Genomic DNA, 26,092 nt, shown 5'->3' with positions numbered 1-26,092 from the left:
GCGGGTCGAGGTGCTCGATCACCAGCTGCTGGACGGCCCCATGTGGGGCGAGGGCGAGACGCGAGAAGCCGTCCGGCCACTGGCTCAGAGCGCGCAGCCGGTGGTCCTGGCCGACGTCGGCGACGGCGACGGCGACGACCGGATCGTGGCGGACGGCCAGGACCTCGCCAGGGTGGGCGCGGACGGGCGCCGACGGTGGCGTCACCACTGTGCGGGGAAGCCGCACGAGGCCCATGTCTCCGCGGACCGCCTGCTGGCGCTGACGTATTCGCTCGACTACCACGCCTGGGGTTTCCTCGGCCCCGCGCTGCTCTTCGACCTGGACAGCGGACGGCTGATCGCCCAACTGCGCGGCGAGCGAGGCGTCGCCGTGAACGGCGGACGGTTCCTCCTCGGCCTGGAGGGCTACGACAACTTCGACACCTGGCTCCACGACCGGGACGGCAACCTGCTGACCACGTGGCGCAGTTACGGCCACTACGTCCCCGACCCGGACGGAACAGTCCGCGTCGTGGAATGCGACCGAAAGCTCCCCACCGCCTCACGCGTCGTACGACTGCTGCCGGACGGAGCCATCGAACGCGGCCCACAACTGTCGGACCCCACGGTCCCAAGCCCCGTGGTCCTCCCCGACGGCACAATCGTGCTGCTCGACGCGGGCGTCCTACACGCGGTGGACCCCCACCTCCAGGACACCGTCCTGGCCGAACTGTTCCCCGTACCTCCGCGCGAGACGTGGCGCTTCTCGGGCGAACTCTCCCTGACGGACGACCGGTTGACGGTGACGCTCCGGGAGCGGTCGACCGAGGTACCGATCAGCTATGTGACGAGGTCGTGGACCCTGTCGCTCGTTTTCGCCGAAGGCGCCTAGGGCCTGCTGCGAAAGTTGATCTTGATCATTTGGTGATCACGTCGCCATCACAAGCAGGTGTTCGTCGGCTCCCTGCGTGGTGACCGGCTCGGCGGGCGTCGTACGGGCGAGGGTCGGGGCTGATCCGCTTGCTTGGAGTGCACTCCACGGCCATAGCGTCGAGACAGCTGAACCGAACACCCGACGCGTCGACGCACCATCGCGCACGACCAACGAGAAAGTCGGCAAGTGGTAGACAACCAATTCACAACGCATGCAGAACTTTTCGATCTGCGGGGAAAGCGCGCGCTCGTCACCGGTGGCACCAGAGGCATCGGGATGATGATCGCGCGTGGCCTTCTCCAGGCGGGCGTCCGCGTGGTCATCAGCTCACGCAACGCAGAAGCGTGCGCTCAGGCGCAGGAACAGCTGTCCACATTCGGTGAGGTGCGGGCCATCCCCGCCGACCTGTCCCGCCACGACGAGTGTCGGCGACTGTCCGACCTCGTCACCGCCGACTCGGAGCGTCTCGACATCCTCGTCAACAACGCAGGCGCCATGTGGGACGAGCCGCTGGCGACGTTCCCGGACGCGGCCTGGGACACGGTCGTCGACCTCAACCTGAAGTCGCCGTTCTGGCTGGTCCAGGCGCTGCTGCCCGCACTTCGCAAGGCGGCCACCGCCGACGATCCCGCGCGGATCATCAACATCGGCAGCATCGCCGCCATCCACATCCCCCAGCGGCCCAACTACTCGTACTCCAGCAGCAAGGCCGCTCTGCATCAACTCACCAGAGTGCTCGCCAGGGAACTAGGACCGCAGCACGTCACAGTGAACGCCGTGGCGCCGGGACCGTTCCCGTCGGCGATGATGGCTGCAACCCTCGATGAGCTCGGCGAGGCGATCGCGGCGTCGGCCCCACTACGCCGGATCGGCCGCGACGACGACATGGCGGGTGTCGCCGTGTTCCTCGCCAGCCGGGCAGGCGCCTACCTGACGGGCGCCGTGATCCCCGTCGACGGCGGCATCGCCACAACCGCGTAGGCCGCCTGGGGTCTGTTGCGAAAGTTCACAACAGGCCCTAGTACAGCAGGCCACGTATCAACTCCTCGGCGTCGCCCAGGACTTCGACTTCCCTGGTCGTCATGGTCACATTGGCGGCACGCCGGCGGCGGGCCTCCGCGAGGCCCTCCTCCGTTATGGCGCGCTCGTTGCCGTCGAGCAGCGCGGCGAGTAGCGCCCCGGCTGGCTCCCCCAACGGGTCGTCGCCGACTGCGACTTGGGCGAGGATCACTGCTGATATGCCCCAGTCCAAGCCGGGTGGGCCTTCCTCCGAGTTGGTCCAGTCGATCACTCGGGGGCCGGTCGGGGTGAGCATCACGTTGTCGGGGTGCAGGTCCAAGTGCAGGACTCGGGCGGTGGGGTCGGTGGAGACGCGGGGCGGCAGCGCGTGCAGGTCGCGGAGCAGGCGCGCGAGCGTGGCTCCGGCATCCCGGGGTCCGATCAGGCCATCGGCGAGCGCCTGCAGCATGGTTGGACCGGAGAGGCGCTCCATCATCAGGTCGGTGCGCTTATGCGTCGGCCGTACGCGCGGTACGGGGTAGCCGTGGCCGCGTACGTACTCCATGACGGCCGCCTCGGCGGGCGCGTCGCCGTAGCCGTCTCGATAGCGGCGCAGTACCCACGCCTCGTCCGCCTCGTCGTCGAGCGCGTACACATCCGCCGTGCGGCCGGAGCCGAGCAGAGGGCCGAGCCGTAAGTCGCTACTCATGGGCCGAACTTATCGGCGCCGCACAGCCGGGCCTCAGCGTTTTGATACGGGCCGGTACAGTAAACAGGTCGTCATCACACCCGTACGGGGGGAAGCCGGTGCAAAACCGGCGCTGACCCGCAGCCGTGAATCGTCCGCCGTCTCGACAGCGGGCGGTGAGCCGGAATGCCCCGTACGGACGTGACCGGCTCGACGTCACCGGGAACCGCCGGTGACGGGCACCGTCGAGGCATACGGAGCCGAGCCGCCCGGGGCTCTGGGCTGCCCGGCTCCCTGTCTGGAGAGCCGAAGGGGCGCGCCGGTGTCGAGACGGCGAACGCGCGGAGGCCCGAAGGGGTGAGCACGTTCGTCGTCTCGACACCGGCTGTGGCGCCCCGGAGGCGACCAATTGAGCAGGGAGAAACCGCCGATCATGAAACTTCGCCGTAGCGCTGCCGTGCTGGCCGCCACCGCCGTGATCGGTGCGGCCTGCGCGCCGGTCGCCCTCGCCGCCGAGTCGCCCTCCCCGTCGTCGTCCCCGTCGCCGTCGCCGTCGCCGTCGCCGTCGCCGACCAAGGAGTTGCCCACGGGGCTGTTCGGCAGTACGGATCCGACGTACGACGGTGTCTGGCGGCAGTCGCTCGCGTTGCTCGCTCAGCACAGCGTGGGCGTGGAGCCCGCGCCGGAGGCCGTCGACTGGCTGGTCGGGCAGCAGTGTGAGAGCGGGGCGTTCGCGCCGTATCGCGCCGATACGAGCGTGAAGTGCGACGCCAAGACGCCGGTCGACACGAACAGTACGGCCGCCGCGCTCCAGGCTCTGGAGCCGCTCGGCGCCGACGACTCGGTGACCGGCGCCGCCGTGAAGTGGCTGAAGTCCGTGCAGAACGACGACGGCGGCTGGGGGTACGCCCCGGGCGGAGCCAGCGACACGAACTCGACCTCCGTCGTGATCGGCGCCCTGGAGGCCGCGGACATCGACCCCACGGACCTGCCGACGGAGGAGCAGAAGACGCCGTACGACGCCCTGCTCGCGCTCTCCGTGCCGTGCGAGGAGGACGGCGGCGGCGCGTTCGTCTTCCAGCCCGACAAGAAGGGCAAGCTCGTCGCGAATGCGGACGCCACGGCGGCGGGCGTCCTCGGCGCGCTGGGGAAGGGGCTGACGAAGGTCGGGGACACTGCGAAGATTTCCGCGGAGTGCGTACGCGGTGACTCCTTCACGCGCGAGGACGCGGCCGCGAACGGTGCCCTGTATCTCGTCGACGCGATCGCCAAGGACGGTTACCTGAAGTCGGCCCTCGCCGGCGCCGAGGACCAGCCCGACCACGGCAACACCGCCGACGCCGTCGTCGCGCTCGCCGCCGCGGGCCGGACCGCCGGGGCCGAGAAGTCGCTCGCGTGGCTGGAGAAGAACTCCGCTGAGTGGGCGGCACAGAACGGCCCCGCCGCGTACGCCCAGCTGATCTTCGCGGCGGACGCGACCGGCAAGAACCCGCGCGACTTCGGCGGCGCGGACCTGGTGAAGCAGCTCGGCGCGACCGGCCCGGAGGGCTCGAACAACACCGCTGCCGGTACCGCCACCCCCAGCCAGGAGAAGGCGAAGGAGCAGGACGAGGACGACGGCGGCGTCAGCGTCTGGTGGATGATCGGTGTCGGCCTCGTCGGCGGCATCGGCGTCGGCTTCCTGATCAGCAGCCGCAACAAGAAGCAGCCGAAGCCGTGATCCGCCTCCGCCACCGCCGTACGGTCCTGTCGGTCCTGGCCCCGCTGTTCGCCGTCCTCGCCATGCTCGGGGCGACGGGGCAGGCCCACGCGGCCGGTTACCGCTACTGGTCCTTCTGGGACCGCGACGGCGACACCTGGGTGTACGCGACCCAGGGACCGTCGATCGTCCGACCCTCCGACGGCGATGTCCAGGGCTTCCGCTTCTCGGTGAGCGAGGACGCCCAGGACGCGGCGAAGCCGCGCGGGGCGGCGGAGTTCGCGACGATCTGCGCGAAGACGCCCGCGCGGGAGGATTCGAAACGGGTCGCCCTCGTACTCGACTTCGGCACCAGCGCGGACGCGCCGTCCGGCGAGACGCCGCCCCGTGCGCGTATGGCCTGCGCCCGCGTCCCCGAGGACGCCACGACGGCGGACGCGCTCGCGAAGGTCGCCAAGCCCTTGCGCTACGACACGAACGCTCTGCTGTGCGCCATCGCGGGCTATCCGCGCACGGGGTGCGGCGAACCGGTCTCGGCCGCCGAGCCGACGGCGGAACCGTCGGCCACGCCTCGCGATACGAGCGCCTCCGGCGAGAACGACTCCAGCGAGTCCGGTGGCGGCTCCGGCGATCAGGGCCCGTCGCTGGGCCTGGTTGCGGGCATCGGGGCGGTGGCTGTACTGGGCGCGGCGGCGGTCTGGCAGACGCGTCGCCGGCGGCGCGACTGACGGGCGGAGGTGCGCGATGAGCGAAGTCAGCAGTGCCGTGGGCAACCGTGCCGCACTCGGCGGAGCCCGGCGTCAGTGGCCGCTCAGCCCGCCGCAGGCGACCCGCTCCAACGCCCTCCACCCCGGCGCCTGGTGGCTCTGGGCCCTAGGCCTCGGCACCGCCGCCTCCCGCACCACCAACCCCCTCCTCCTCACCCTCCTCATAGCGGTAGCGGGCTACGTAGTAGCCACCCACCGCACCGCATCCCCCTGGTCCCGCTCCTACACCGCCTTCGTCAAACTCGCCCTCGCCGTACTGGCCATCCGCCTCGTCTTCGCCGTGTTCCTCGGCTCCCCCATCCCCGGCACCCACACCCTCGTCACCCTCCCCGAACTCCCGCTCCCCGACTGGGCGCAGGGCATCCGCATCGGCGGCCGGGTCACCGCCGAGGGCCTGGTCTTCGCGCTGTACGACGGCCTGAAACTGGCCACCCTCCTCATCTGCGTGGGCGCCGCGAACGCCCTCGCCAACCCCGCCCGCCTCCTCAAGTCGCTTCCAGGCGCCTTGTACGAGGCGGGAGTTGCCGTGGTCGTCGCGCTAACCTTCGCCCCGAACCTGATCGCGGACGTCCAACGCCTACGCGCCGCACGCCGCCTCCGCGGCCGGCCCGACCGCGGGATACGCGGCCTGCTCCAGGTCGGACTCCCGGTCCTGGAGGGCGCGTTGGAGCGTTCGGTCGCGCTCGCGGCGGCGATGGACGCCCGCGGTTACGGCCGTACCGCCGAGGTATCGCCCACCGTCCGCCGCACCACCGCCGTACTCACCCTCGGCGGCCTGGTCGGCGTCTGCGCCGGAACGTACGGCCTGCTCACCGCCGAAGGCGGCACGTACGGCCTGCCCGTGCTGCTCGCCGGCCTCGGCGCGGCCCTCGCCGGGCTCTGGCTCGGCGGCCGCCGCTCGCTGCGTACCCGCTACCGGCCGGACGCATGGGGCGTACGGGCATGGCTGGTCGCCACGTCCGGCGCGGGAGTCGCGGCGCTGCTGATCCTGTACGCCGCGTACGACTCGCCTGGCTCCGCCGCCCTGCACCCCGGCGTCGTCCCCCTGACGTCCCCGACCTTCCCGCTCTGGCCGGCCGCCGCGATCCTGCTCGGCCTCGCCCCGTCCTTCATCGCCCCGACGCCCCCAACCGCCAAGGAGCCCTCATGATCCGCTTCGAGGATGTCTCCGTGACGTACGACGGGCAGACCGAGCCAGCCGTACGAGGCGTAGAACTCACCGTCCCCGAGGGCGAGTTGGTGCTGCTGGTCGGGCCGTCCGGAGTCGGCAAGTCGACGATCCTCGGTGCGGTGAGCGGACTCGTCCCGCACTTCACGGGCGGCACCCTGCGCGGACGCGTCAGGGTGGCCGGCCGGGACACCCGTACGCACAAGCCGCGCGAACTCGCCGACGTCGTAGGCACGGTGGGCCAGGACCCGCTCGCGCACTTCGTGACGGACACGGTCGAGGACGAACTCGCGTACGGGATGGAGTCGTTGGGCCTCGCGCCGGATGTGATGCGCCGCCGGGTCGAGGAGACCCTGGACCTGCTGGGCCTCGCGGACCTCCGCGACCGCCCGATCTCCACCCTCTCCGGCGGCCAGCAGCAGCGGGCCGCGATCGGCTCGGTGCTCACCCCGCACCCCCGCGTCCTGGTCCTCGACGAGCCGACGTCGGCGCTCGACCCGGCCGCCGCGGAGGAGGTACTCGCCGTCCTCCAACGCCTCGTGCACGACCTCGGCACCACGGTCCTCATGGCCGAACACCGCCTGGAACGCGTCATCCAGTACGCCGACCAGGTCGCCCTCATCCCGGCCCCGGGCGCCCCGCTGGTGCTGGGGCCTCCGTCCGAGGTGATGGCCGTCTCCCCGGTGTACCCGCCGGTCGTCGCCCTGGGGCGCCTCGCCGGATGGTCACCGTTGCCGTTGACGGTGCGCGACGCACGGCGGAGGGCGGGGGCGCTGCGGGAACGGCTGTCGGAGGTGGCGTACGAGGACGAGCGCTCGAGTGCGACTCCGGCCGCGGCGCCCGCACCCCGCCCCGTACCGGCCCGCTCCCGCCTCTTCCGCCGACGCGACACCCCAACTCCCGCTCCCGGGAACACAGTTGCCGCAGCCGTCGATCACCTCACCGTCCGCCGAGGCGGCATCGACGCCCTCCGCGACGTCACCCTGACCGTCGCTCCCGGCGAGACCATCGCCCTCATGGGCCGCAACGGTGCCGGAAAGTCCACGCTGCTCAGCGCACTGGTCGGGCTGGTGGAACCGGCGTCGGGTTCGGTACGAGTCGGTGGCGCCGTACCGCATCGGACGGCGCCCCCTGAACTCGTACGCCGAGTCGGCCTCGTACCGCAGGAGCCTCGCGACCTGCTGTACGCGGACACGGTGGCCGCCGAGTGCACGGCCGCGGACCGCGACGCGGACGCGGAACCGGGCACCTGCCGCGCCCTGGTCTCCGAACTGCTCCCAGGTATCGCGGACGACACCCACCCCCGCGACCTCTCCGAGGGCGGCCGCCTCACCCTCGCCCTGGCCCTCGTCCTGACGGCACGCCCCCCACTCCTCCTCCTGGACGAACCGACCCGCGGCCTCGACTACGCGGCCAAGTCCCGCCTGGTATCGGTCCTTCGGGACCTGGCAACGGCAGGCCACGCCATCATCCTGGCCACCCATGACGTGGAACTGGCCGCCGAACTCGCCCACCGGGTAGTGATCCTGGCCGACGGCGAACCGGTGGCCGACGGCCCGACCGCCGAGGTCGTCATGGCGTCCCCGTCCTTCGCCCCGCAGGTGGCGAAGATCCTGGCCCCGCAGAGGTGGCTGACGGTCTCACAGGTACGCGCTGCTGTGGGCGCAACGGAGTGGGAGTGGGAGCCGGAAGGCCGGGAGACGACGGCAGACCGGGAGGCGGAGGCGTGACCCCCCAGGCGATCCCCCAAGCCCGCGCGACCCCTCAAGCCCGCGCGATCCGCCTCGGCCCCCGCTCCATCAGCACCCTCGCGCTCGTCAGCGTCATCGGCCTCGCGGCCTTTGCCTGGCCGCTATTCGCCGGGCCGACATCCCAGGTCAGCGCCCATGCGCAGGACGCGCCCTGGCTGTTCGCGGGGCTGCTCGTACTGCTGGTCGGGGTGGTGGGCGCGGCGGTCTCGGAGTCGGGGATCGGGCCGAAGGCCGTGGCCATGCTCGGGGTACTGGCGGCGACGGGGGCGGCGTTGCGGCCGATCGGGGCCGGGACGGCCGGGATCGAGCCGATGTTCTTCCTGATGGTGCTGAGCGGGCGGGTGCTGGGCCCTGGCTTCGGCTTCGTACTCGGGGCGGTCACGATGTTCGCGTCCGCGCTGCTGACTGGCGGGGTCGGGCCGTGGATGCCGTTCCAGATGCTCAGCATGGGCTGGTTCGCGATGGGCGCGGGCCTGCTCCCGGGCCCCGACCGCCTACGCGGCCGTGCGGAGTTGGTGATGCTCGCGGCATACGGCTTCGTCGCGGCCTTCGCGTACGGCACGCTCATGAACCTGTCCGGCTGGCCCTTCATGAACGCCCTCACATCAAGCGTGGCCTTCGACCCGAACGCGGACGTCGCCACCAACCTGACCCGTTTCCTCGCCTACTGCCTGGCCACATCCCTCGGCTGGGACCTCGGCCGAGCCGCCGTCACGGTCGCCCTGACCCTCACCCTGGGCCCAACCATCCTCAAGGCCCTACGCCGGGCCACGCGGAGGGCGGCTTTCGAATCACCGGTCACGTTCGAGCACCCGCACACCCGCGAGACCCGAAAGTAGGTCCCACATGTCCACCGAGGACCACGCCGCCTGGCAAGAGACGAACTACCTACTCCGATCACCGGCCAACGCTCGCCGTCTCATGGAAGCTGTCGCCCACGACCAAGCCGGCCAGCCAGTGATCACCAAGTCCCTCGAAGAGCTCCAGGAACTGGCCGGTGGAGAGTGAGAGACGTCAGTTTCGACCCGTGACGCATTGACGACGAACACCGCCTCTATGGTGGGCCGATGGCATCGGTCAAGCAGTTCCAGGTCACCTTCGACTGTGCGGAACCTAAGCGCCTCGCCCGTTTCTGGTGCGAGGTGTTGGGGTACGTCGTACCGCCGCCACCCGAGGGGTTCGCCACGTGGGACGACTTCAAGCGCTCGCAGCCACCTGAGCAGCAGGACGCATGGTTTGCCTGCATTGACCCCTCAGGCGTGGGTCCGCGACTGTACTTCCAGCGCGTCCCCGAAGGAAAGGCCGCCAAGAACCGGCTGCATCTTGACGTGCGGGTCGGCACCGGACTCGTGGGTAAAGAGCGCCTCGCCGCACTTGAGGCCGAATGCGCACGGCTGGTCCCGCTCGGCGCGGTACACGTGCGAACGCTGTATGACGGCAATGATTCGTGCATCCCGATGCTGGACATCGAGGGCAACGAGTTCTGCATCGACTGAGTGACCGCGAACGTGACACCGTGGATCTTTCTTTGGGACAACCACGCGCTGTAGTGCAGAAACGGATTGATCGCCATCTGCGCGCGTGACGAGCGTTGCCCGCCATGACGACGACCCCGGACGCAAACCGTCGACAAACGTTGCTCGTCCCTGCTTAAAGACCGTCCCAGCGGCGATAGTTCAGGCATAGCCACTGAAAAGGGATTCAATGTATCCCTCCAGCCTTTGAGTCAGGACAGTGGCTGTCAGATCGACGCGGCCCAGTTCACGCCAGGGGACAGCGACCTTCTCCGCATCCGGAGCAAAACTCAACGCGTCCAGCAGCCGCCAATAGATATGGGCGGTGCCGTCTTCGGCCAAGGTTCCGCCCGCAGCGACGTAGCGATCGGCGAAGCGCATGCCTGCGGGAACCCCGTGCAGCAGGGCGAGGGCCGTCGAGCAATGTGCCACGTCCAAGTCGGCCGGCCCCCAAGAGGTCTCCACCCAGTCGACGACACCACTGATCTGGAGATCATCATCGGTGCCTGTGAAGAGGACGTTGCCGGGGTGGAAGTCCCGGTGCAGGAAGCAGCCCTGATAGGCCGGGGGCTCCTGGCGGATGACGTCGACAGCCCGCTGCCAGAGCTCGGGCCGCTCGGTGGCCGTGGGCAGAGTCACTCGCTCGGGAGAGGCCCAGGCCTGGTAGGTGCGAGGTCGTTGTTGCGCGGTCACCGGCAGCTGATGGATACGCACCAACTGCCGGGCCAGCAGGTCAGCGCGGTCATCAGCACCCTGATCGCCCAGGCGCACAGTCCCCGGCAACAGGGACATGAGCAAGGAGGGGTGATCGCAGTACTGCGCCGTCGCATCCACCGCCGCGAGCGTGGCCGCGGGCACGTCTGTGTCACCGAGCAGGCGCAGGACGGTCGCCTCACGGGTCAGCAGACCCTCCGCGTGCCGAACGAAGAAGGGCTTGACGAAGGACCGTAGGACGAGTGAACGCCGACCACCCGGACCACAGAGGTCCAGGCGGCGCATCTCCGACGTCCAGCCACCACGCAGCCGCACAACGTTTTCGATGCGCTCCGCCTCGGACAGCCCCTTCTCCACCCAGGAACGCGTGGCACCCCAACCCTGACTGCCAATATCCGCGCCGATGCCCTCGGCCCCCTCATCCGAACCCATGAAGGCAGGCTATCCGTCGCCCGCCAACGCATCCCGCGAACCGAAATTCGCCAACAGTGTCTCTTGACTGGGGCGGCGGATCAGTACGCCGGTCGTAAACCAGCTGGCCGAGGTCGAGGGCCAGCCCCGCCTCCTCGTACAGCCGGTCGTACTCGGCGTTACCCTCGACCGCTTCGCCGAGGAGCGCGCGCTGGCGGCGGGTCTTCCACTCGGCGTGGTTCATCGCAGTTCCTCCATGAGTCCAGGAATTCCCAGAGTTCCAGGTTCCGAGGTGGTCCGATCATGCTGTCCAGAATCCCATGGCGCGGTCAATAGTCCCAGACCGAGAGGTATTCAACGGCTCCCAAGTCGCAGCACAGGGCAAATTCCACTCCCGACAGCACCTTCGAGACGGTGGATCTTCACTCATCTTCCGAAGGCCCCTTGAGTATTTTGTGGTAGCCGGGGTTGTCCCACACCCTGAAGATGAAGCCCTGACTGCTCTGCCACTTGAGAAAAGAGGAAGCAGCGTACGGGAGACAACACAATGCCCCCCATCCAAGCGTAAAAGCTAACCATTCGCGACCTTCAAACACGGGTAGCGAAAAACTCCAAAAAAGTCCCACCATCAGCAGCAGCTGCAACACACCCAGCATCAGGTACCGCCTCCGCGCCCTAAGGGTGCGACTGTGACTGTGGACACGCATACGGACGGACATGCCGCATACACTGCAAGGAAGTTCGAGGAGATTACTTCCCTGATCAGGTCGACGGAGCCGGAATCGGATGATCGCGAATCTGGTTACGGCTTCGTCTTCGTTTCTCCATTGCTCAATGCGGCACCCTAAGTCGATCTCGAACTCTTCGACAATCTTTTCCACTATTCACCAATATTCTGGGATCCAGGGCCCATACGTATTGAGTTGAGTGGTGCCGGGCGGCCTGGTGACCGGGGCCGGGATTCTCCTCGTCGCCTATTGCCTGGCGACGTCCCGGGACTGAAAATAGGTTCCGCGTGTCCGCCGAGGACTACGCCGCCTGCCAGTAGACGAACTACCTGATCCGATCGCCGACGAACGCCCGCCGTCCATTCCCGGCATCGGGATCATGGCCCAGTTCTCCCGGCCGCCAGGGTGTTGTCGACGAAGACCAACGCGACGAAGTACATCGGCAATGCGATCAGCGCGAGTTGCCAGAACGGCCGACGCCGCCTCCGCGTGACCCACCATGTCAAGAGGGCGGCCAGCAGGGTCGATGCCGCGAGGAGGACGATCACATACGCGAACACCTCTCCTGGATCAGGCGCCGCCACCACCGCCACCGCGAAGAGGATGACGAGGGGCGCGGCCCACAATGCCGCAGCGGCGCTTGCCCGCTGGAAGGTCGTGCCCTCAGGTGGTGTGAGCGGAGCGGCCGGAGGGCTGGGCGGGACGCGGTGATGCCAGGGCCTCGATGGGCGCCCTGCGGAATCCGCCGACCCTCTCACCTGGGGTTCATCATCATCGCTCATGCTTCTGGATGGTAAGAGGCTGGCCCCGGGAGGGGTCCCGACTTCATAGCCGCAGTTCGCCAGCGGTGAAGGAAAACTCATCGTTCCCCGCACTCGAACCACACCGTCTTCCCACCCCCGACCCCCGGCCACACGCCCCACTTGGCGACCACCGCATCGAGCAGGACCAGCCCGCGCCCACCCTCCGACTCCATCGACAACTCGGCTGGCACTGCGGGCAGTTGGGGCGAGCCGTCCGTGACCTCCACCCGCACCCCCGCCGCGCCCTGCCGCAGCAACAGCAACTCGCAACGCCGGTCCGGGACATGCCGTACGACGTTGGCGATCAGCTCGGTCACGCCCAGTTCCACGGCGTCGGACAGCTCGGCCATGTCCCACTCGTCGAGAAGCGAGCGGACGATGCGCCGGATGTGCAGGGCCGAGTGCTCGCCGGCGGTGAGCCGCATGCGGTACTGGGCGGGGCGAGGGCCCACGAGGAAGCCCGGGAGCGTGGGAGGAATGTGTTCGTTCACACCACGAGAGTGACCCAGCGCAACTACTCTCGGCTACGGAACGGATACAACCGGTCCCGTAGTGGGCCGAGTTGCGCGAGAGGGGATCGCCGCGTGACCCACATCAACATCCTCGACCCGGGCGCCTCACCGCTCGACTACTACGGCTTCGAGCTGCGCCGCCACCGCGAAGCCGCCGGTCTGACGCAGAAACAGCTCGGCGAAATCGTCAACTACACCGGCTCTTTGATCGGCCAGATCGAGACCGCCCGCAAGCTTCCGACCCCGACATTCAGCGAGCGGGTGGACGCGGCACTGGGGACGGGCGGGCTGTTGACCCGGCTGGTCGACCTTGTGCTGCGCAGTCAACTTCCGGCCTGGTTCCAACAAGTGGCGGAGTTGCAGGCTCGGGCTGTCGAAATCTGCTCCTTCGAAACGCATATGATCCACGGTCTTCTGCAGACCGAGGCGTACGCGCGCGCCGTGCTTGGGGCACTGGACCAGAGCAACCTCGACGACCGCACCGCCGTACGGCTGGCCCGCCAGCGCATCTTCGAGAAAGAGGAGCCGCCGGTCTTCTGGGCGATTCTCAGCGAGGCCGCGCTGTACCAGGAGATCGGCGGCCCGGAGACCATGCGGGGGCAACTGGAGCGCCTGTTGTCCTTCGAAACCAACCCCCGGATCAACATCCAGATCCTGCCGTTCTCAGCCGGAGCGCACGCGGGGCTTACGGGCTCGTTCGACCTCTACCGCTTCACGAGCGACCCGACCATCCTCTACACCGAGGGCTACGGCAGCGGGCATCCCACCGCCAACCCGGACACCGTCAAGGACTGCTCACTCCGTTACGATCATCTTCAGGCCGCCGCACTCTCCCTCAGCGACTCGGCGGGGCTGATCCGGCGCGTGATGGAGGAACGCTATGGACAACAACGCGATGCCGACGGTGGTCCAGTGGCGTAAGTCCAGCTACAGCAGTGACCAGGGAGGCAACTGCGTAGAGTGCGCACCCCTCGGCCCCCTGGCCTGGCGCAAATCGACGTACAGCGGCGATCAAGGCGGCGAGTGCCTGGAGATCGCCGAAACCCCCCGCACCACCCTCGCCGTACGCGACTCAAAGAACCCGACGGGCCCCCATCTCACCTTCGCCCCCGCCACGTTCATCAACTTCGTCGACTGGACGAGGAACGCGACTACAGCCGCTGAATGATCGTCCCGGTGGCCGATGTCCCACCCGCGCACATCGTGGCGAGCGCGAACTCCTAACCCCACCCCTGCACTCCAGTTCATGCAGCGCGGTCGCGATGAGCCGCGCCTCCATACCCCTCACGGGGTGGACCCGACGCCCCCGCACCCCCACCCCGTGGCGTGATCCCTTCGCTTCTTGTGGAGACTTCAGCCCTCTTCAGTTCACTTCATTGACACGAGTCATCAGCGGACATAGTTTCCGCCGCGTACTCGTAGCACCTGATGGCACGTCAATAGCTCTGACCCCACCGTGGGTTCAAGGGTCGAACGCCGACTGCCGTCGGTGGCACGTGTACACGCGTCCACGCGGTCCCCACAACGACGTGCCCGCACACGAAGGAGTGACGGCTCTTGTCCGACACCGTGTCCCGGCGATCGGCCCTGCGTCTGCTGGGCGGTTCGATCGCGGTCGCAGCCGCGGCCACCTCCACCGGATTCACCACCACCTCGTACGCCTCCTCGCACACCACCGCGCTCAAGAGAGCCGAACCCAGCGCGGGTCCGCGCGTGGAAGGCCTGATCGCCAAACTCACCCTCGACGAGAAGATCTCCCTGCTGCACGGCGCCACCGACCCGAACTCGCTCGGCCAGGCCGGCTACATCCCCGGCGTCAAGCGCCTCAACATCCCCCCACTCCGTCTCGCCGACGGCCCCGCCGGAGTCCGTATCACCCAGCACGCCACAGCCCTGCCCGCCCCCGTTCTCCTCGCCTCCGCCTTCGACCCCGAACTGGCCCGCCGCTACGGCCAGGTCATCGGCCGCGAGGGCCGCGCCCTCGGCCAAGACGTACTGCTCTCGCCGATGGTCAACGTCATCCGCACCCCGTACGCGGGCCGCAACTTCGAGACCTTCAGCGAGGACCCGTTGCTCTCCGCCGACCTGGTGGCCGAGGAGATCAAGGGCATCCAGGGCGAGGGGCTCATCGCGACCGTCAAGCACTACGCGATGAACAACCAGGAGAAGGACCGCATGACCATAGACGTGCGGGTCGACGAGCAGACGATGAACGAGGTCGAACTGCGCGGCTTCGAGTCCGCCGTCCGCGCCGGCACGGGCGCGTTCATGGGTGCCTACAACAAGGTCAAGGGCACGTACGCCTGCGAGAACCAGGAGCTCCTCACCGACATTCTCCGCGACCGCTGGGGCTTCGAGGGCTGGGTGATGTCCGACTGGTACGCCACCCACAGCACCGTCGACGCGATCACCGCGGGCCTCGACATGGAGATGCCGGACGGCAAGTACCTGGGCAAGGCACTGAAGACGGCGGTCGAGAACGGCAGCGTCTCCGAGGAGTACCTCGACCGCGCCGTACGCCGCACCCTCGCGACGATGGACGACTTCGGGCTGCTCGACGGCAGCGCCCCGCCCCGTCCGGACCGCGACCCGGCGGCGGGCGCGGCGGTCGCCCTGGACGTGGCGAAGGCCGGAGCCACGCTGCTGCGCAACGAGAACCGCACTCTGCCCCTGACCGGCGCCGCCGCCCGGAGCATCGCCGTCATCGGACCCACCGGCTCGATCCCGTTCGTCAGTGGCGGCGGCAGCGCCCATGTCATTCCGGACCGGGCCGACAGTCCGCTCGACGCCATCAAGTCCCGTGCGGGGCGCGGCGCCCGGGTGTCCTACACACTGGGCGAGGACATTTTCGGCAAGGCCATTCCCGAGGGTGCGTTCTCGCCGGGTCTCGAGAGCGAAGGGCAGCGGGTCGCCGCCGGGGAAACCTGGACGTACGAGGGAACGCTCACCGCGCAGGACGCCGACGAGTGGACCTTCGTCATCCACTACTCGGGTACTACGCGCCCCAAGGTGCTCCTCGACGGCGAGGAACTCTTCCCCGTGCTGCCCGACTTCGGCGAGTACTTCACCGGCGGCCTCGTGTCGGCGGCGCCCGACGGGCTCGCCGTGCGCCGCAAGACACTCGACCTCGCCAAGGGCACGCACAAGGTGAAGATCACCGCGGAGGGCGGCGACGAGGGGCAGTTGTTCCGGCTGCGGCGCATCACCGGCGCGACCCGCGCCAAGGACGTCGGCGAGGCTGTACGGGCGGCGCGCGCCGCTCACAGTGTCGTGCTCTTCGCGTACGAGGACGCCACTGAGGGCCAGGACCGCACGACCGTCGCGCTGCCCGGTCACCAAGTGCGCCTGATCGAGGCGGTGACGGCGGTGAATCCCCGTACCACCGTCGTCCTCAACACCTCGTCCTCGACGTCGATGCCCTGGCTGCGGCGCACCGCCGCCGTGCTGCAGATGTACTACCCGGGCCAGGAGGGCGCGGCCGCCACCACGGCCGTCCTGTTCGGCGACTGCGACCCCGGCGGCCGTCTCACCCAGTCCTTCCCGGTGGACGACGACCACCACCCGGTGGCCGGCGACCCGCGCCGTTACCCGGGCGTGGACGGCACCCAGGAGTACTCGGAGGGCATCCACGCCGGCTACCGCTGGTACGACTCCGAGGGAGTGCGCCCGCTGTTCCCGTTCGGGCACGGCCTCTCGTACACCACGTTCTCCTACAGCGACCTGCGCATACGCGGGTCACGACATGGTCTGGAGGTGACCTTCACCGTGCGCAATACCGGGCGCCGTGACGGCGTCGACATCCCACAGGTGTATGTCGGCCCCTCGCCGGAACTCCAACTCGACCAGCCGTTAAAGCTGTTGGGCGGATACCGGCGGCTCGCACTGCGGGCGGGAGAGGAGCGCCGGGTCACCGTACGCGTCGACGAACGCACCCTCTCCTCATGGGACCCCGAACGCCACGACTGGGTGCTCGGAACCGGCCGCCGCACCGTATGGGTCGGAGCCTCGGCGGGCGAACTGCGCCTGCGTACGGTCGCGGAGGTGCACGCGTGATACGCCGACTCACCGTCCGTCGTCTCGCTGTCATGCTGACCGCACTGGCGACCACCGTCCTCACGGCCGCCGGTTCCACCGCGGCGGCGCCTGCCCCGACCGAGCAGAAGCCCCCACTCGTCCGGACCGAGTCCGGCTGGGTCCGCGGGGAGACCACGAGCGAGGGACGGCAGTTCCTCGGCATCCCGTACGCGCAACCGCCCGTCGGCAAACTCCGCTGGCGCGCCCCACGGCCCGTAGAGCCGTGGTCCGGCGTGCGTACCGCAGACGACTTCGGCAACCGCTGCGTACAGACGGCGAGTTGGGACCCGGGCTACGAGAAGCCCAGCCACACCGAGGACTGCCTCGACCTGAATGTGTACGCCCCCAAAGGCACCGGTCCGCGGCCGGTCATGGTCTGGCTGCACGGCGGCGGGCTCACCGCCGGCGCGGGCGAGGACATCGTGCCGGACACCTTCGCGCGGCAGACCGGCACGGTCGTCGTGACCGTCAACTACCGCCTGGGCGCGATGGGTTTCCTCGCCACCTCCGGCCTCGACCGCGAGGCACGCGACCGCGTCTCGGGCAACTTCGGGATGCTCGACCAGCAGGCGGGCCTCCGCTGGGTGCGGGCCAACATCGCCCGCTTCGGCGGCGATCCGGGCAGCGTCACCATCGCGGGCGAGTCGGCTGGGGGCCGCTCGGTCTGCACGCAGATGGCGTCGCCGACCTCAAGGGGCCTGTTCCACAGGGGGATCGTCCAGAGTGGTGCGTACGCGGACTGTGCGGCCCGTACGCACAAGGAAGCCGTGGCTCAGGGCGCCGAATTCATGAAGAAGCTGGGCTGCGAGAGCGTCGCGTGTGTGCGCGGCAAGCCCGCCAAGGAAGTCCTCGCCGCCCAGGCCGACTTCAACTGGGGGCCGGTGGTCGGCGGCGACTTCCTGCCGGTACAGCCCTTCGAGGCGTACGCAAATGGAGCGGCCGCCCGCGTCCCCGTACTCAACGGAGCGAACCAGGACGAGGGCCGGATGTTCGCCTTCGCCCAGTTCGACAACAACGGCACCCCGCTCACGGCCGAGCAGTATCCCGAGGTGGTACGAGGCGTGTTCGGCGCTGAGCAGGGCGAGCGCGTACTCCAGCGCTACCCGCAGTCGGACTACCCGTCGCCGACCATCGCGTACGGCACCGCCTACGGAGACTTCCTGATGGCCTGCCCGGCACTCCGCCTCAACAACGCCCTGGCAACCCGAGGCCCGGTCTACGCCTACGAGTTCGCCGACCGCACCTCGCCCCCCTTCGCCTCGCTACGAAACCTCAACAAGGACTTCGACTTCGGCGCGACCCACGTGAACGAGGTCCAGTACCTCTTCAAACACTTCGGCCTGAAGTCCCCACTGAACGCCGAACAGCGCGCGCTCTCGCGCCAGATGATCCAGTACTGGGGCTCCTTCATCCGGGACGGCGTGCCACAGGCCGACGGCCAGCCGCCGATGCCGGACGGCCAGGAGCAGGTGCTCTCCCTGCGAACCGCCTCACACGGCGGAAACAGTCCGAGCACGACGGTCCACCGTGAGCATCAGTGCGACCTCTGGGACCGAGACCGTCCATAGAGTCGTAAAGCCTTAGAGACTGTGGCGGCGGCCTTCGAACCCTGGGCCGCCGCCACGTCTCTCTACAGCCGCTGAATGTTCGTCCTACAGCCGCTGAATGATCGTCCCCGTAGCCAGCGCCCCGCCCGCGCACATCGTGACCAGCGCGAACTCCTTGTCCCTGCGCTCCAGTTCATGGAGCGCGGTGGTCAGGAGCCGGGCGCCCGTCGCACCCACGGGGTGACCTAGCGCGATCGCCCCGCCATTCACATTCACCTTCTCCAGGTCCTGCTCAAAGACCTGCGCCCAGCTCAACACCACTGAAGCGAACGCCTCGTTGATCTCGATGACGTCGATGTCCTTCAGGGTCATGCCCGCCTTGCCGAGCACGGCGCGCGTCGCGTCGATGGGCCCGTCCAGGTGGAAGTGCGGGTCCGAGCCCACCAGTGCCTGGGCGACGATCCGCGCCCGCGGCCGGAGCTTCAGCGCCCGCGCCATCCGCTTCGACGCCCACATGAGAGCCGAGGCACCGTCGGAGATCTGGGACGAGTTGCCGGCCGTATGCACCGCCGTCGGCATGATCGGCTTCAGGCCGGCCAGGGCCTCCATGGACGTGTCGCGCAGGCCCTCGTCCCGGTCGACGAGGCGCCACATGCCGTGACCAGCGCGCTGCTCGTCCTCCGTGGTGGGCACCTGGACGGCGAACGTCTCGCGCTTGAAGCGCTCTTCGGACCAGGCGATCGCGGCCCGTTCCTGGGACATCAACCCCAGCGCGTCCACGTTCTCTCGCGTCAGCCCGCGGTGACGAGCGATCCGTTCCGCCGCCTCGAACTGGTTCGGGAGGTCTACGTTCCACTCGTCGGGCGTCGGCTTCCCAGGGCCGTGCTTGGAGGCCGCGCCGAGCGGCACCCGGGACATGGCCTCGACGCCGCAGCTGATGCCGACGTCCACGACACCGGCCGCGATCATGTTGGCGACCATGTGGGAGGCCTGCTGCGAGGAGCCGCACTGGGCGTTCACGGTCGTCGCGGCCGTCTCGTAGGGCAGGCCCATGGCGAGCCACGCGGTACGTGCGGGGTTGCCGGACTGTTCGCCGGCGTGGGTGACGGCGCCGCCGACGATCTGCTCGACGCAGTCGGCGGGGATGTTCGTACGGCCCAGGAGCTCACGGTAGGTCTCGCCCAGGAGATAGGCGGGATGCAGGTTGGCGAGCGCGCCACCGCGCTTGCCGATCGGCGTGCGTACGGCTTCGACGATGACGGGTTCAGCGGCCATGTTCCCCAGTCCTCTCCTCGCCCTTCGCGCATCACGGGTGGCCCGGCCCACCCGGTGCGCTGAACTAGAACGCGTACTAGTTCTCTACGCAGTCTGCTGAGCCCACGCCGTGCACCGCAAGGGTCTTGCACCCCCCGAAGTCGCGATCTGCACGAACTCCGCACGCAATTCGACCCGTCATGCCTATTGCGACTTGTAGAACCCGTTACTACCTTCACGGCAATTCCCGGTACCTGATGGATCGTCAGAACAGACGTCAACGCAGACGCCAACACAGACGTCAACACAACCCCCGGACCAAACCCCGGAACCAAGACCCGGAACCAAAATCCCAGATCAAACCCCGTCGCATGACCCGGAGTTGCCGATGCCCTGTCCAGCGCTGCCCGACGGGTTCGATTTCACCGACCCCGATCTGCTGCACCACCGCGTGCCTCTCCCGGAGTTCGCCGAGCTGCGTCAGGCCGAACCAGTCCACTGGGTCCCCCAGCAGCCCGGCATCGCGGGCTTCGAGGACGAGGGTTACTGGGCCGTCACGCGGCACGCTGACGTCAAGTACGTCTCCACGCACCCCGAGCTGTTCTCCTCCTGGCTCAACACCGCGATCATCCGCTTCAACGAGCACATCCCGCGCGACGCCATCGAGGTCCAGCGGCTGATCCTGCTCAACATGGACCCGCCCGAACACACCCGCGTCCGCGGCATCGTGCAGCGCGGCTTCACCCCGCGCGCGATCCGCGCCCTGGAGGACACCCTGCGCCGACGTGCCCACTCGATCGTCCAGGAAGCCGTCGCTCAGACCGGCCCCTTCGACTTCGTCACGCAGGTCGCCTGCGAACTCCCCCTCCAGGCGATAGCCGAGCTCATCGGCATCCCGCAGGAGGACCGCCTCAAGATCTTCGACTGGTCCAACAAGATGATCTCGTACGACGACCCGGAGTACGCGATCACCGAAGAGGTCGGCCAGGAGTCGGCCACCGAGCTCATCTCGTACGCCATGAACATGGCCGCCGACCGCAAACAGTGCCCGGCCAAGGACATCGTGACGCAGCTGGTGGCGGCCGAGGACGAAGGCAACCTCACCTCGGACGAGTTCGGCTTCTTCGTCCTCATGCTGGCCGTCGCGGGCAACGAGACGACCCGTAACGCGATCACGCACGGCATGCACGCGCTGCTCACCCACCCCGACCAGTGGGACCTCTACAAGAGGGAACGCCCCTCGACCACGGCCGAGGAGCTCGTCCGCTGGGCGACCCCCATCGTGTCCTTCCAGCGCACCGCGACCCAGGACACGGAACTCGGCGGACAGCGGATCAAGAAGGGTGACCGCGTAGGCCTCTTCTACTCCTCCGCGAACAACGACCCCGCCGTCTTCGACTCCCCGGAGGTCCTCGACATCACCCGCGACCCGAACCCCCACCTCGGTTTCGGTGGCGGCGGACCGCACTACTGCCTCGGCAAGTCCCTGGCCACCCTCGAGATCGACCTCATCTTCAACGCCATCGCCGACGCCATGCCCGGCCTCCGCCTCGTCGGCGACCCGCGCCGACTGCGCTCCGCCTGGGTGAACGGCGTCAAGGAGCTCCAGGTCAGCGCCAGTTGACCCACGGGGTCGCGCAGAACAGGAGGCGGGGGCACCATCCCCCCATCGCCCCGCCCCCGCCTCCTGCCACCGCGCGATTCGTTCGGCGAGAGGAAGAAACGCGCCAACTGACCGGTAAACGCCGGGAGTTTGTCTGGACAAGTGCCCTGTTTGCCGCGATCCGGCGCGCCCTGTGATCGGTGTCACGGGCTCACTTTGAGTGTGGAGATCCCGGGGAGAAGACGTGACAGAAGTTCACATCTTCGCCCGGCGTGAGATACGCATCGCTACGGCTCGCGCGGCGAGGTTTACAGTTCGCCGCCGGTCGACAGGTATAAACCTTTCCCTTCGGGGTCGTCCTGAGCGTAAGTTGTGGCCGCTTCGCCGGACTGTTCAGTCACTCATGCGCAGACACCAGGGGGATACCTATGTCCATCGGCTACGCGTCCAGCCGTGTGTGGCCCTGTGGCTGACGGTACGTCCGGCAGGTCCCGGAACCGGAGCTCCGTACGCTCTCTGCTCGTCGCCGTGGTGGCGGCACCGCTCGTCCTGACCGCCTGCGCATTCCAGGGCGAAGGGGTGGCGGAGAGCAGGTCCACGGTGGATGCGACGGCTCCCGCGGACGGCGAATCCGCCGGGCCCGGGAAGACCGACGTTCGCAAGCCCGAGGACTTCGACTTCGGTCGTCCGGCGGCCACGGCGCACAACGGAGAGGTCGTCGCCTACCTGCCGCGCCTGGACAACCGCCGCGTGGTCGTGCCCCTCACGATGCAGAACACGGGCGAGAAGCGCGCCTCTTACACGGTCACGGTCACGGCCGACAGAGGCGAGAGGGGTGCTCCGGTGACGGTGACCAAGAAGGCCCTCAACGTGGCCTCCGGCACCACCTGGCCGGCCAAGGCCGACATCAGCGCTCCCGGGACCTGGATCCCCAAGGAAACGAAGATCACCCTGACGGTGACCAAGAACAACTACCCGTTGGGCGACTCTCGCTGAGCTGAAAGGCCAACGGCAGGCCGCTGGCCCCTGGGGCTGATCCCTTGAACCTCACCGGTGATTTGGGGTATCGGCTGGTGACCACGGTTGCGGTGAGTCGTTGCACGGCTCGTGAGCCCCTGGCGCCCGCGTCCCAGTGACCGAGTGAACGTTTCCGTGCCGCTCGACGTCTTCGCACGTGACACAGCAAAGTCACAGCCTCGACGACTTCGAACGGAAACGCTGACCGTGGCCTCTGCCGCCGAGCTGTCCCCCGCCCGTCCGCCCTCCGGTCCGGCCGAGCCGGCCCCCGGTGGGCGGAAGGAACCGTTCCCGGAACTCAAAGGGTTCTGGCGGCGGTATCGGGTGCCGTTGCTGGCCACGCTTCCGACGGTTCCGTTGTACGGGGTGTGGTTCGCGTTTCTCGCCACGGGTGGCGGGGATCTCGCGGCGCAGCAGGCATGGGCGGAGTTCGCGTCACGGCACGGCGGATCGGCGTACAGCCTCTTCTGGTACGGCGGGATGCACACCGCCAACTACAGCCTGATCTCCCCGTACTTGATGGCCACCTTCGGCGTGCGCACGGTCACGGTCGTCGCCGGGCTGCTCGCCACCTGGCTGGCCGCGGTGCTGCTCGTGCGCAGCGGGATCCGCCGCCCCCTCGGCCCCGCGCTGCTCGCCTCGCTCGCCCTGTGGTGCAACGTCGCGTCCGGCCGTACGACCTTCGCGCTCGGCGTCGCCTTCGGGCTCGCGGCCTGTGTGCCGCTCACGCGGGAGCGGCGGCTGCCTCTGGCCGTCGCGTACGCGGCCCTTGCGACCATGGCGAGCCCGGTGGCGGGGCTGTTCCTGGTGGTGGCGGGGGCCGGTTTCGCGCTCGTACGGGACTGGAAGCGGGCCGCCGGTCTCATCGCGCCGCCGTTCGTGGTGGTCGCGGGGATCACGTTGCTGTTCCCGTTCAAGGGCGAGCAGTTGATGCCGGCCGGCCGGATCTGGCCGCCTGTCCTCTTTGGTGTCGTGCTGTTCGCCCTCGCTCCGCGCCGCTGGGGGGTGCTGCGGTGGTGCGGCCTGGTGTACGCGGCCGGGACGGTGCTGACGTATCTGATCCCCTCCCCGATCGGCACGAACGTGGAGCGGCTCGCCGAGCTGTTCGCACCGACCGCCCTGCTCGCCGCGCTGCTCGCGCAGAGGAAGCAGGGGCAGAGACGCAGACTCGTCGCCCTCGCCGTGACCCTCATCGTCTCCGTGACCTGGCTGGGTACGAAGACCGTCGATGATCTGCGGATCTCCACCAAGGTGCCCGCCTGGGCCGCCGACACCCGCGGTGTCGTCCGTGCCCTCGACCGGCTCGGTGCCGAGCGCACCCGGGTCGAGGTGGTCCCGGCCCGCAACCATCGCGAGGCCACCGCGCTCGCCCCGCATGTGAACCTCGCGCGCGGCTGGAACCGGCAGCTGGACATCGAGCGCGGGCGGCTCTTCTACGACGGAACGTTCTCGGAGTCGACGTACCGGGCCTGGCTGGACCGCTGGGCCGTCGGCTTCGTCGTACTGCCCGCCGGGAAGCCGGACGGCTTCGCCGAGGAGGAGGCGCGGCTGGTCAGGAGTCGGCCCGCCTGGTTGGAGCCGGTCTGGCAGGACGCGCACTGGCAGGTGTTCCGGGTGCGCGGCGCGGTGCCGTTGGTGTCGTCGCCCGGCTCCGTCGTACGGGCCTCCAGTGCCGAGGTCGTCGTACGGATGCCGGGGCCCGGCTCGGTCACCGTGCGCATCGCCTACTCGCCGTGGCTGTATGCCGAGGGCGGCTGCCTGAAGAAGCGGGGCGAGTTCACGCGGCTGACGGTGACCGAATCGGGCGTGTACCGGATCAGCTCGGGGTACGGTCCTTCGCCTGGTCCGGCTCCGCGATGCTGACCTCGGCGGGCTTGCCGCGCGCGCTGACCCGGGGGCCCTGGAGCAGATAGGTCAGCACGAAGCCGATGCCGACGACGGCCGCGCCGCCCGCCGCGTCGAGCACCCAGTGGTTGGCGGTCGCCACGATCGCCGCGATCGTGAACAGCGGATGCAGGAGACCGAGCGCCTTCATCCACCCCGTCGGCGCGAGGACCGCGATCACCAGACCGCACCACAGCGACCAGCCGAAGTGCAGTGAGGGCATCGCCGCGTACTGGTTCGTCAGCGCGGTCAGCGTTCCGTAGTCCGGCTGGGAGAAGTCCTGTACGCCGTGCACGGTGTCGATGTAGCCGAGGCCCGGCATCAGGCGCGGTGGGGCCAGCGGATAGAGCCAGAAGCCGAGCAGCGCGAGGATCGTGGCGAAACCGAGCGCCGAGCGGGCCCAGCGGTACTCGGCGGGGCGGCGCACATAGAGGACGCCGAGGACGCTGAGCGGGACCACGAAGTGGAACGACGTGTAGTAGAAGTCGAAGAAGGCGCGCAGCCAGTCGACGTTCACCACCGCGTGGTTGACCCAGTGCTCGATGTCCATGAACAGGAACTTCTCGATCGCCAGGATCTGCTCGCCGTGCTGCTCGGCGGTGGCCCGGGCCGCCTCGTTGGAGCCGCCGTGCGCCTCCAGCCTGACCTGCTGGTAGGCGGAGTAGCCGACGCGGATCAGCAGCAGTTCGAGGAGCAGGTTCGGGCGGGAGAGGACCCGGCGCAGGAAGGGCAGCAGGGGTACGAATTTCCAGCGGGCCTCGGCGGGTGGCGCGTACTGCGTGGGGATCGGGACCTGGTAGTGCGGCGAGGTGCGGGACAGGAACGGGACGACGCAGGCGGCGGTGAGCGCGGCGAGCAGCACGACGTTGTCCCGCAGCGGGTAGAGCACCGGCATGTTCGGCAGCATCATCTTCGCCGGGAGCGTCATCACCAGGACGACGGCGACCGGCCATACGTACCGGTCCGAGGCCTTCTTGCCGACCCGGCCGACCAGTGCGAGCAGCACCCACAGCAGCTGGTGCTGCCAGGTGGTGGGCGACACCGCGATCGCCACGCAGCCGGTCAGCGCGACGGCGAGCAGCAGCTGCCCGTCGCGCGCGTAGCGCACGGCACGGCGCAGGCCGAGGAACGCGACGGCCGCGCCGAGCAACAGGAACAGGGCGATCTCCAGGGGCCCGGTCAGGCCGAACCGCAGCAGGGCGCCGTGCAGCGACTGGTTGGCGAGGTCGTCGGCGGGCCGACCGAGACCGACTCCGGCCAGGTGGTGCACCCAGTACGTGAACGAGTCGTGCGGCATCGCCGCCCAGGCCAGGGCCGTCGTCGCGGCGAAGGTGACGCCGGTGGAGAGCGCGGCCCGGCGGCGGCCGGTGAACCACAACAGCGGAGCGAAGAGCAGGACGGTCGGCTGGAGGGCCGCGGCGACACCGATCAGCAGTCCGCTGGCCCGTTCCCCCCGGACCGCGAAACAGCCGAGCAGTACCAACAGCACCGGGATGATGCTGGTCTGGCCGAGATACAGCGTGTTGCGCACCGGCAGGGACAGCATCAGCAGGCTGATCGCCACGGGGGCGGCGAGCAGGGCCGTGCGTCTGCTCACCGGCTGCGGCAGGGCACGGGCCGCGACCAGACCGAGCGCGACGACGAGCAGCAGGGTGCCGAAGGTCCAGCCCCAGCCGAGGGCCTGCTCGGCCGCGCGGGTGAGCGGTTTGAGGACGAGTCCGCCGAACGGCGTGCCCGTGAAGCGCGTCGAGTCGTACAACGATCCGTTCACATGCAGCACGCCGCCCGGGCCGACCCAGGTCTCCAGATCCGTCAGGCGTTCCCCCTTCGGCGTGCTCAGGACGACGGCGACCTGCCGTACCGCCAGTACGGCCGCGACCAGCCAGAGGGCCGCGCGCACCATGCCCAGCCGTGCCTTCGCCGTGCCCGCGGCTCCCGCCGCGAAGGCATCACCTGGTCGTCCACTCTCCACATTCGCCACGCCCCGTCGGCCCTCCCGCCCCGTTGGTCACCCATGTCCCACGGGTGTCAGCTGATCGTTGTCAC

Annotated in this window: 23 protein-coding genes, 1 pseudogene and 1 riboswitch; of the genes and pseudogenes, 16 read left to right on the top strand and 8 right to left on the bottom strand. The window is 69.0% G+C overall.

Annotated elements, in window-relative coordinates; all coding sequences use genetic code 11:
• The first annotated feature begins 10 nt into the window (after nucleotides 1-10).
• Together ACQEVY_RS33685 and ACQEVY_RS33680 are read left to right on the top strand one after the other, a co-directional pair.
• Nucleotides 11-871, top strand: coding sequence for a hypothetical protein (locus ACQEVY_RS33685; protein WP_432953148.1), 861 nt, complete (start codon nucleotides 11-13; stop codon nucleotides 869-871).
• A 228-nt stretch (nucleotides 872-1,099) separates the two neighbouring features.
• On the top strand, nucleotides 1,100-1,894 hold the full coding sequence (locus ACQEVY_RS33680) for an SDR family oxidoreductase (RefSeq protein ID WP_432953147.1): 795 nt from the start codon (nucleotides 1,100-1,102) through the stop codon (nucleotides 1,892-1,894).
• Between the two features lie 37 nt (nucleotides 1,895-1,931).
• Here ACQEVY_RS33680 and ACQEVY_RS33675 read toward each other — a convergent pair whose 3' ends face one another.
• The gene (locus ACQEVY_RS33675; protein ID WP_432953146.1) at nucleotides 1,932-2,621 is read right to left on the bottom strand and encodes a phosphotransferase; all 690 of its coding nucleotides are present in this window, start codon (nucleotides 2,619-2,621) and stop codon (nucleotides 1,932-1,934) included.
• 88 nt (nucleotides 2,622-2,709) lie between these two features.
• Nucleotides 2,710-2,792, top strand: a riboswitch (cobalamin riboswitch).
• Nucleotides 2,793-3,033: 241 nt separating this feature from the next.
• Between ACQEVY_RS33675 and ACQEVY_RS33670 the strand changes: the two genes are divergently transcribed.
• The 7 genes from ACQEVY_RS33670 to ACQEVY_RS33640 all read left to right on the top strand — a co-directional run bounded on the left by ACQEVY_RS33670 (nucleotide 3,034) and on the right by ACQEVY_RS33640 (nucleotide 9,481).
• Complete coding sequence (locus tag ACQEVY_RS33670; RefSeq protein WP_432953145.1) at nucleotides 3,034-4,320, top strand: prenyltransferase/squalene oxidase repeat-containing protein; 1,287 nt, start codon at nucleotides 3,034-3,036, stop codon at nucleotides 4,318-4,320.
• Between the two features lie 62 nt (nucleotides 4,321-4,382).
• The gene (locus ACQEVY_RS33665) at nucleotides 4,383-5,027 is read left to right on the top strand and encodes an SCO2322 family protein (protein WP_432955533.1); all 645 of its coding nucleotides are present in this window, start codon (nucleotides 4,383-4,385) and stop codon (nucleotides 5,025-5,027) included.
• A 16-nt stretch (nucleotides 5,028-5,043) separates the two neighbouring features.
• Entirely contained in the window at nucleotides 5,044-6,216 is a 1,173-nt protein-coding gene (locus tag ACQEVY_RS33660) for an energy-coupling factor transporter transmembrane component T (RefSeq protein WP_432953144.1), read from the top strand.
• Nucleotides 6,213-7,964, top strand: coding sequence for an ABC transporter ATP-binding protein (locus ACQEVY_RS33655; protein ID WP_432953143.1), 1,752 nt, complete (start codon nucleotides 6,213-6,215; stop codon nucleotides 7,962-7,964). Before ACQEVY_RS33660 ends, ACQEVY_RS33655 begins: the two co-directional genes overlap by 4 nt.
• Complete coding sequence (locus tag ACQEVY_RS33650) at nucleotides 7,961-8,824, top strand: ECF transporter S component (protein WP_432953142.1); 864 nt, start codon at nucleotides 7,961-7,963, stop codon at nucleotides 8,822-8,824. Before ACQEVY_RS33655 ends, ACQEVY_RS33650 begins: the two co-directional genes overlap by 4 nt.
• A gap of 7 nt (nucleotides 8,825-8,831) precedes the next feature.
• The gene (locus ACQEVY_RS33645) at nucleotides 8,832-8,993 is read left to right on the top strand and encodes a type II toxin-antitoxin system Phd/YefM family antitoxin (RefSeq protein WP_432953141.1); all 162 of its coding nucleotides are present in this window, start codon (nucleotides 8,832-8,834) and stop codon (nucleotides 8,991-8,993) included.
• Between the two features lie 59 nt (nucleotides 8,994-9,052).
• Complete coding sequence (locus ACQEVY_RS33640; RefSeq protein ID WP_432953140.1) at nucleotides 9,053-9,481, top strand: VOC family protein; 429 nt, start codon at nucleotides 9,053-9,055, stop codon at nucleotides 9,479-9,481.
• Nucleotides 9,482-9,661: 180 nt separating this feature from the next.
• Here ACQEVY_RS33640 and ACQEVY_RS33635 read toward each other — a convergent pair whose 3' ends face one another.
• The 4 genes from ACQEVY_RS33635 to ACQEVY_RS33620 form a co-directional block, all read right to left on the bottom strand.
• Complete coding sequence (locus ACQEVY_RS33635; protein WP_432953139.1) at nucleotides 9,662-10,645, bottom strand: phosphotransferase family protein; 984 nt, start codon at nucleotides 10,643-10,645, stop codon at nucleotides 9,662-9,664.
• The gene (locus tag ACQEVY_RS33630) at nucleotides 10,632-10,868 is read right to left on the bottom strand and encodes a hypothetical protein (protein ID WP_432953138.1); all 237 of its coding nucleotides are present in this window, start codon (nucleotides 10,866-10,868) and stop codon (nucleotides 10,632-10,634) included. Before ACQEVY_RS33630 ends, ACQEVY_RS33635 begins: the two co-directional genes overlap by 14 nt.
• Before the next feature lie 861 nt (nucleotides 10,869-11,729).
• Entirely contained in the window at nucleotides 11,730-12,134 is a 405-nt protein-coding gene (locus ACQEVY_RS33625; RefSeq protein ID WP_432953137.1) for a hypothetical protein, read from the bottom strand.
• A 77-nt stretch (nucleotides 12,135-12,211) separates the two neighbouring features.
• The gene (locus tag ACQEVY_RS33620; RefSeq protein ID WP_432955532.1) at nucleotides 12,212-12,580 is read right to left on the bottom strand and encodes an ATP-binding protein; all 369 of its coding nucleotides are present in this window, start codon (nucleotides 12,578-12,580) and stop codon (nucleotides 12,212-12,214) included.
• Between the two features lie 159 nt (nucleotides 12,581-12,739).
• Here ACQEVY_RS33620 and ACQEVY_RS33615 point away from each other — a divergent pair, with 159 nt between their 5' ends.
• A complete protein-coding gene (locus ACQEVY_RS33615; protein WP_432953136.1) occupies nucleotides 12,740-13,588 on the top strand; it encodes a helix-turn-helix domain-containing protein in 849 nt (282 codons plus the stop codon).
• Nucleotides 13,548-13,835 (top strand): DUF397 domain-containing protein, encoded by a 288-nt coding sequence (locus tag ACQEVY_RS33610; RefSeq protein WP_432953135.1) that lies wholly within the window; start codon nucleotides 13,548-13,550, stop codon nucleotides 13,833-13,835. The genes ACQEVY_RS33615 and ACQEVY_RS33610 overlap by 41 nt, the downstream gene beginning before the upstream one ends.
• Here the strand turns inward: ACQEVY_RS33610 and ACQEVY_RS33605 are convergent.
• Nucleotides 13,819-13,961, bottom strand: a pseudogene (locus ACQEVY_RS33605) (steroid 3-ketoacyl-CoA thiolase); the annotation flags it as partial. The gene ACQEVY_RS33610 and the pseudogene ACQEVY_RS33605 sit on opposite strands and share 17 nt — an antisense overlap.
• A 263-nt stretch (nucleotides 13,962-14,224) precedes the next feature.
• Here ACQEVY_RS33605 and ACQEVY_RS33600 point away from each other — a divergent pair.
• Together ACQEVY_RS33600 and ACQEVY_RS33595 are read left to right on the top strand one after the other, a co-directional pair.
• On the top strand, nucleotides 14,225-16,720 hold the full coding sequence (locus ACQEVY_RS33600; protein ID WP_432953134.1) for a beta-glucosidase family protein: 2,496 nt from the start codon (nucleotides 14,225-14,227) through the stop codon (nucleotides 16,718-16,720).
• Nucleotides 16,717-18,309 (top strand): carboxylesterase/lipase family protein, encoded by a 1,593-nt coding sequence (locus ACQEVY_RS33595; protein ID WP_432953133.1) that lies wholly within the window; start codon nucleotides 16,717-16,719, stop codon nucleotides 18,307-18,309. The genes ACQEVY_RS33600 and ACQEVY_RS33595 overlap by 4 nt, the downstream gene beginning before the upstream one ends.
• Before the next feature lie 84 nt (nucleotides 18,310-18,393).
• Here the strand turns inward: ACQEVY_RS33595 and ACQEVY_RS33590 are convergent, their stop codons facing one another.
• A complete protein-coding gene (locus tag ACQEVY_RS33590) occupies nucleotides 18,394-19,563 on the bottom strand; it encodes a steroid 3-ketoacyl-CoA thiolase (RefSeq protein ID WP_432953132.1) in 1,170 nt (389 codons plus the stop codon).
• A gap of 367 nt (nucleotides 19,564-19,930) precedes the next feature.
• Here ACQEVY_RS33590 and ACQEVY_RS33585 point away from each other — a divergent pair, with 367 nt between their 5' ends.
• From ACQEVY_RS33585 to ACQEVY_RS33575, 3 genes are all read left to right on the top strand, one after another.
• Nucleotides 19,931-21,166 (top strand): cytochrome P450, encoded by a 1,236-nt coding sequence (locus tag ACQEVY_RS33585; protein WP_432953131.1) that lies wholly within the window; start codon nucleotides 19,931-19,933, stop codon nucleotides 21,164-21,166.
• Nucleotides 21,167-21,673: 507 nt separating this feature from the next.
• On the top strand, nucleotides 21,674-22,141 hold the full coding sequence (locus tag ACQEVY_RS33580) for a hypothetical protein (protein WP_432953130.1): 468 nt from the start codon (nucleotides 21,674-21,676) through the stop codon (nucleotides 22,139-22,141).
• A gap of 228 nt (nucleotides 22,142-22,369) precedes the next feature.
• Nucleotides 22,370-24,025, top strand: a complete 1,656-nt coding sequence (locus tag ACQEVY_RS33575) for a hypothetical protein (protein WP_432953129.1) — start codon at nucleotides 22,370-22,372, stop codon at nucleotides 24,023-24,025.
• Here the strand turns inward: ACQEVY_RS33575 and ACQEVY_RS33570 are convergent.
• Nucleotides 23,979-26,027 (bottom strand): bifunctional glycosyltransferase 87/phosphatase PAP2 family protein, encoded by a 2,049-nt coding sequence (locus ACQEVY_RS33570; RefSeq protein ID WP_432953128.1) that lies wholly within the window; start codon nucleotides 26,025-26,027, stop codon nucleotides 23,979-23,981. The two genes, ACQEVY_RS33575 and ACQEVY_RS33570, sit on opposite strands and share 47 nt — an antisense overlap.
• Nucleotides 26,028-26,092: the final 65 nt, after the last annotated feature.

Source organism: Streptomyces sp. CA-288835, assembly GCF_050936385.1.
In the GTDB taxonomy this organism is placed as follows: Bacteria; Actinomycetota; Actinomycetes; order Streptomycetales; family Streptomycetaceae; genus Streptomyces.
The sequence above is the reverse complement of the archived record's forward strand: the minus strand, read 5'-3'. Positions and strand labels throughout refer to the sequence as shown.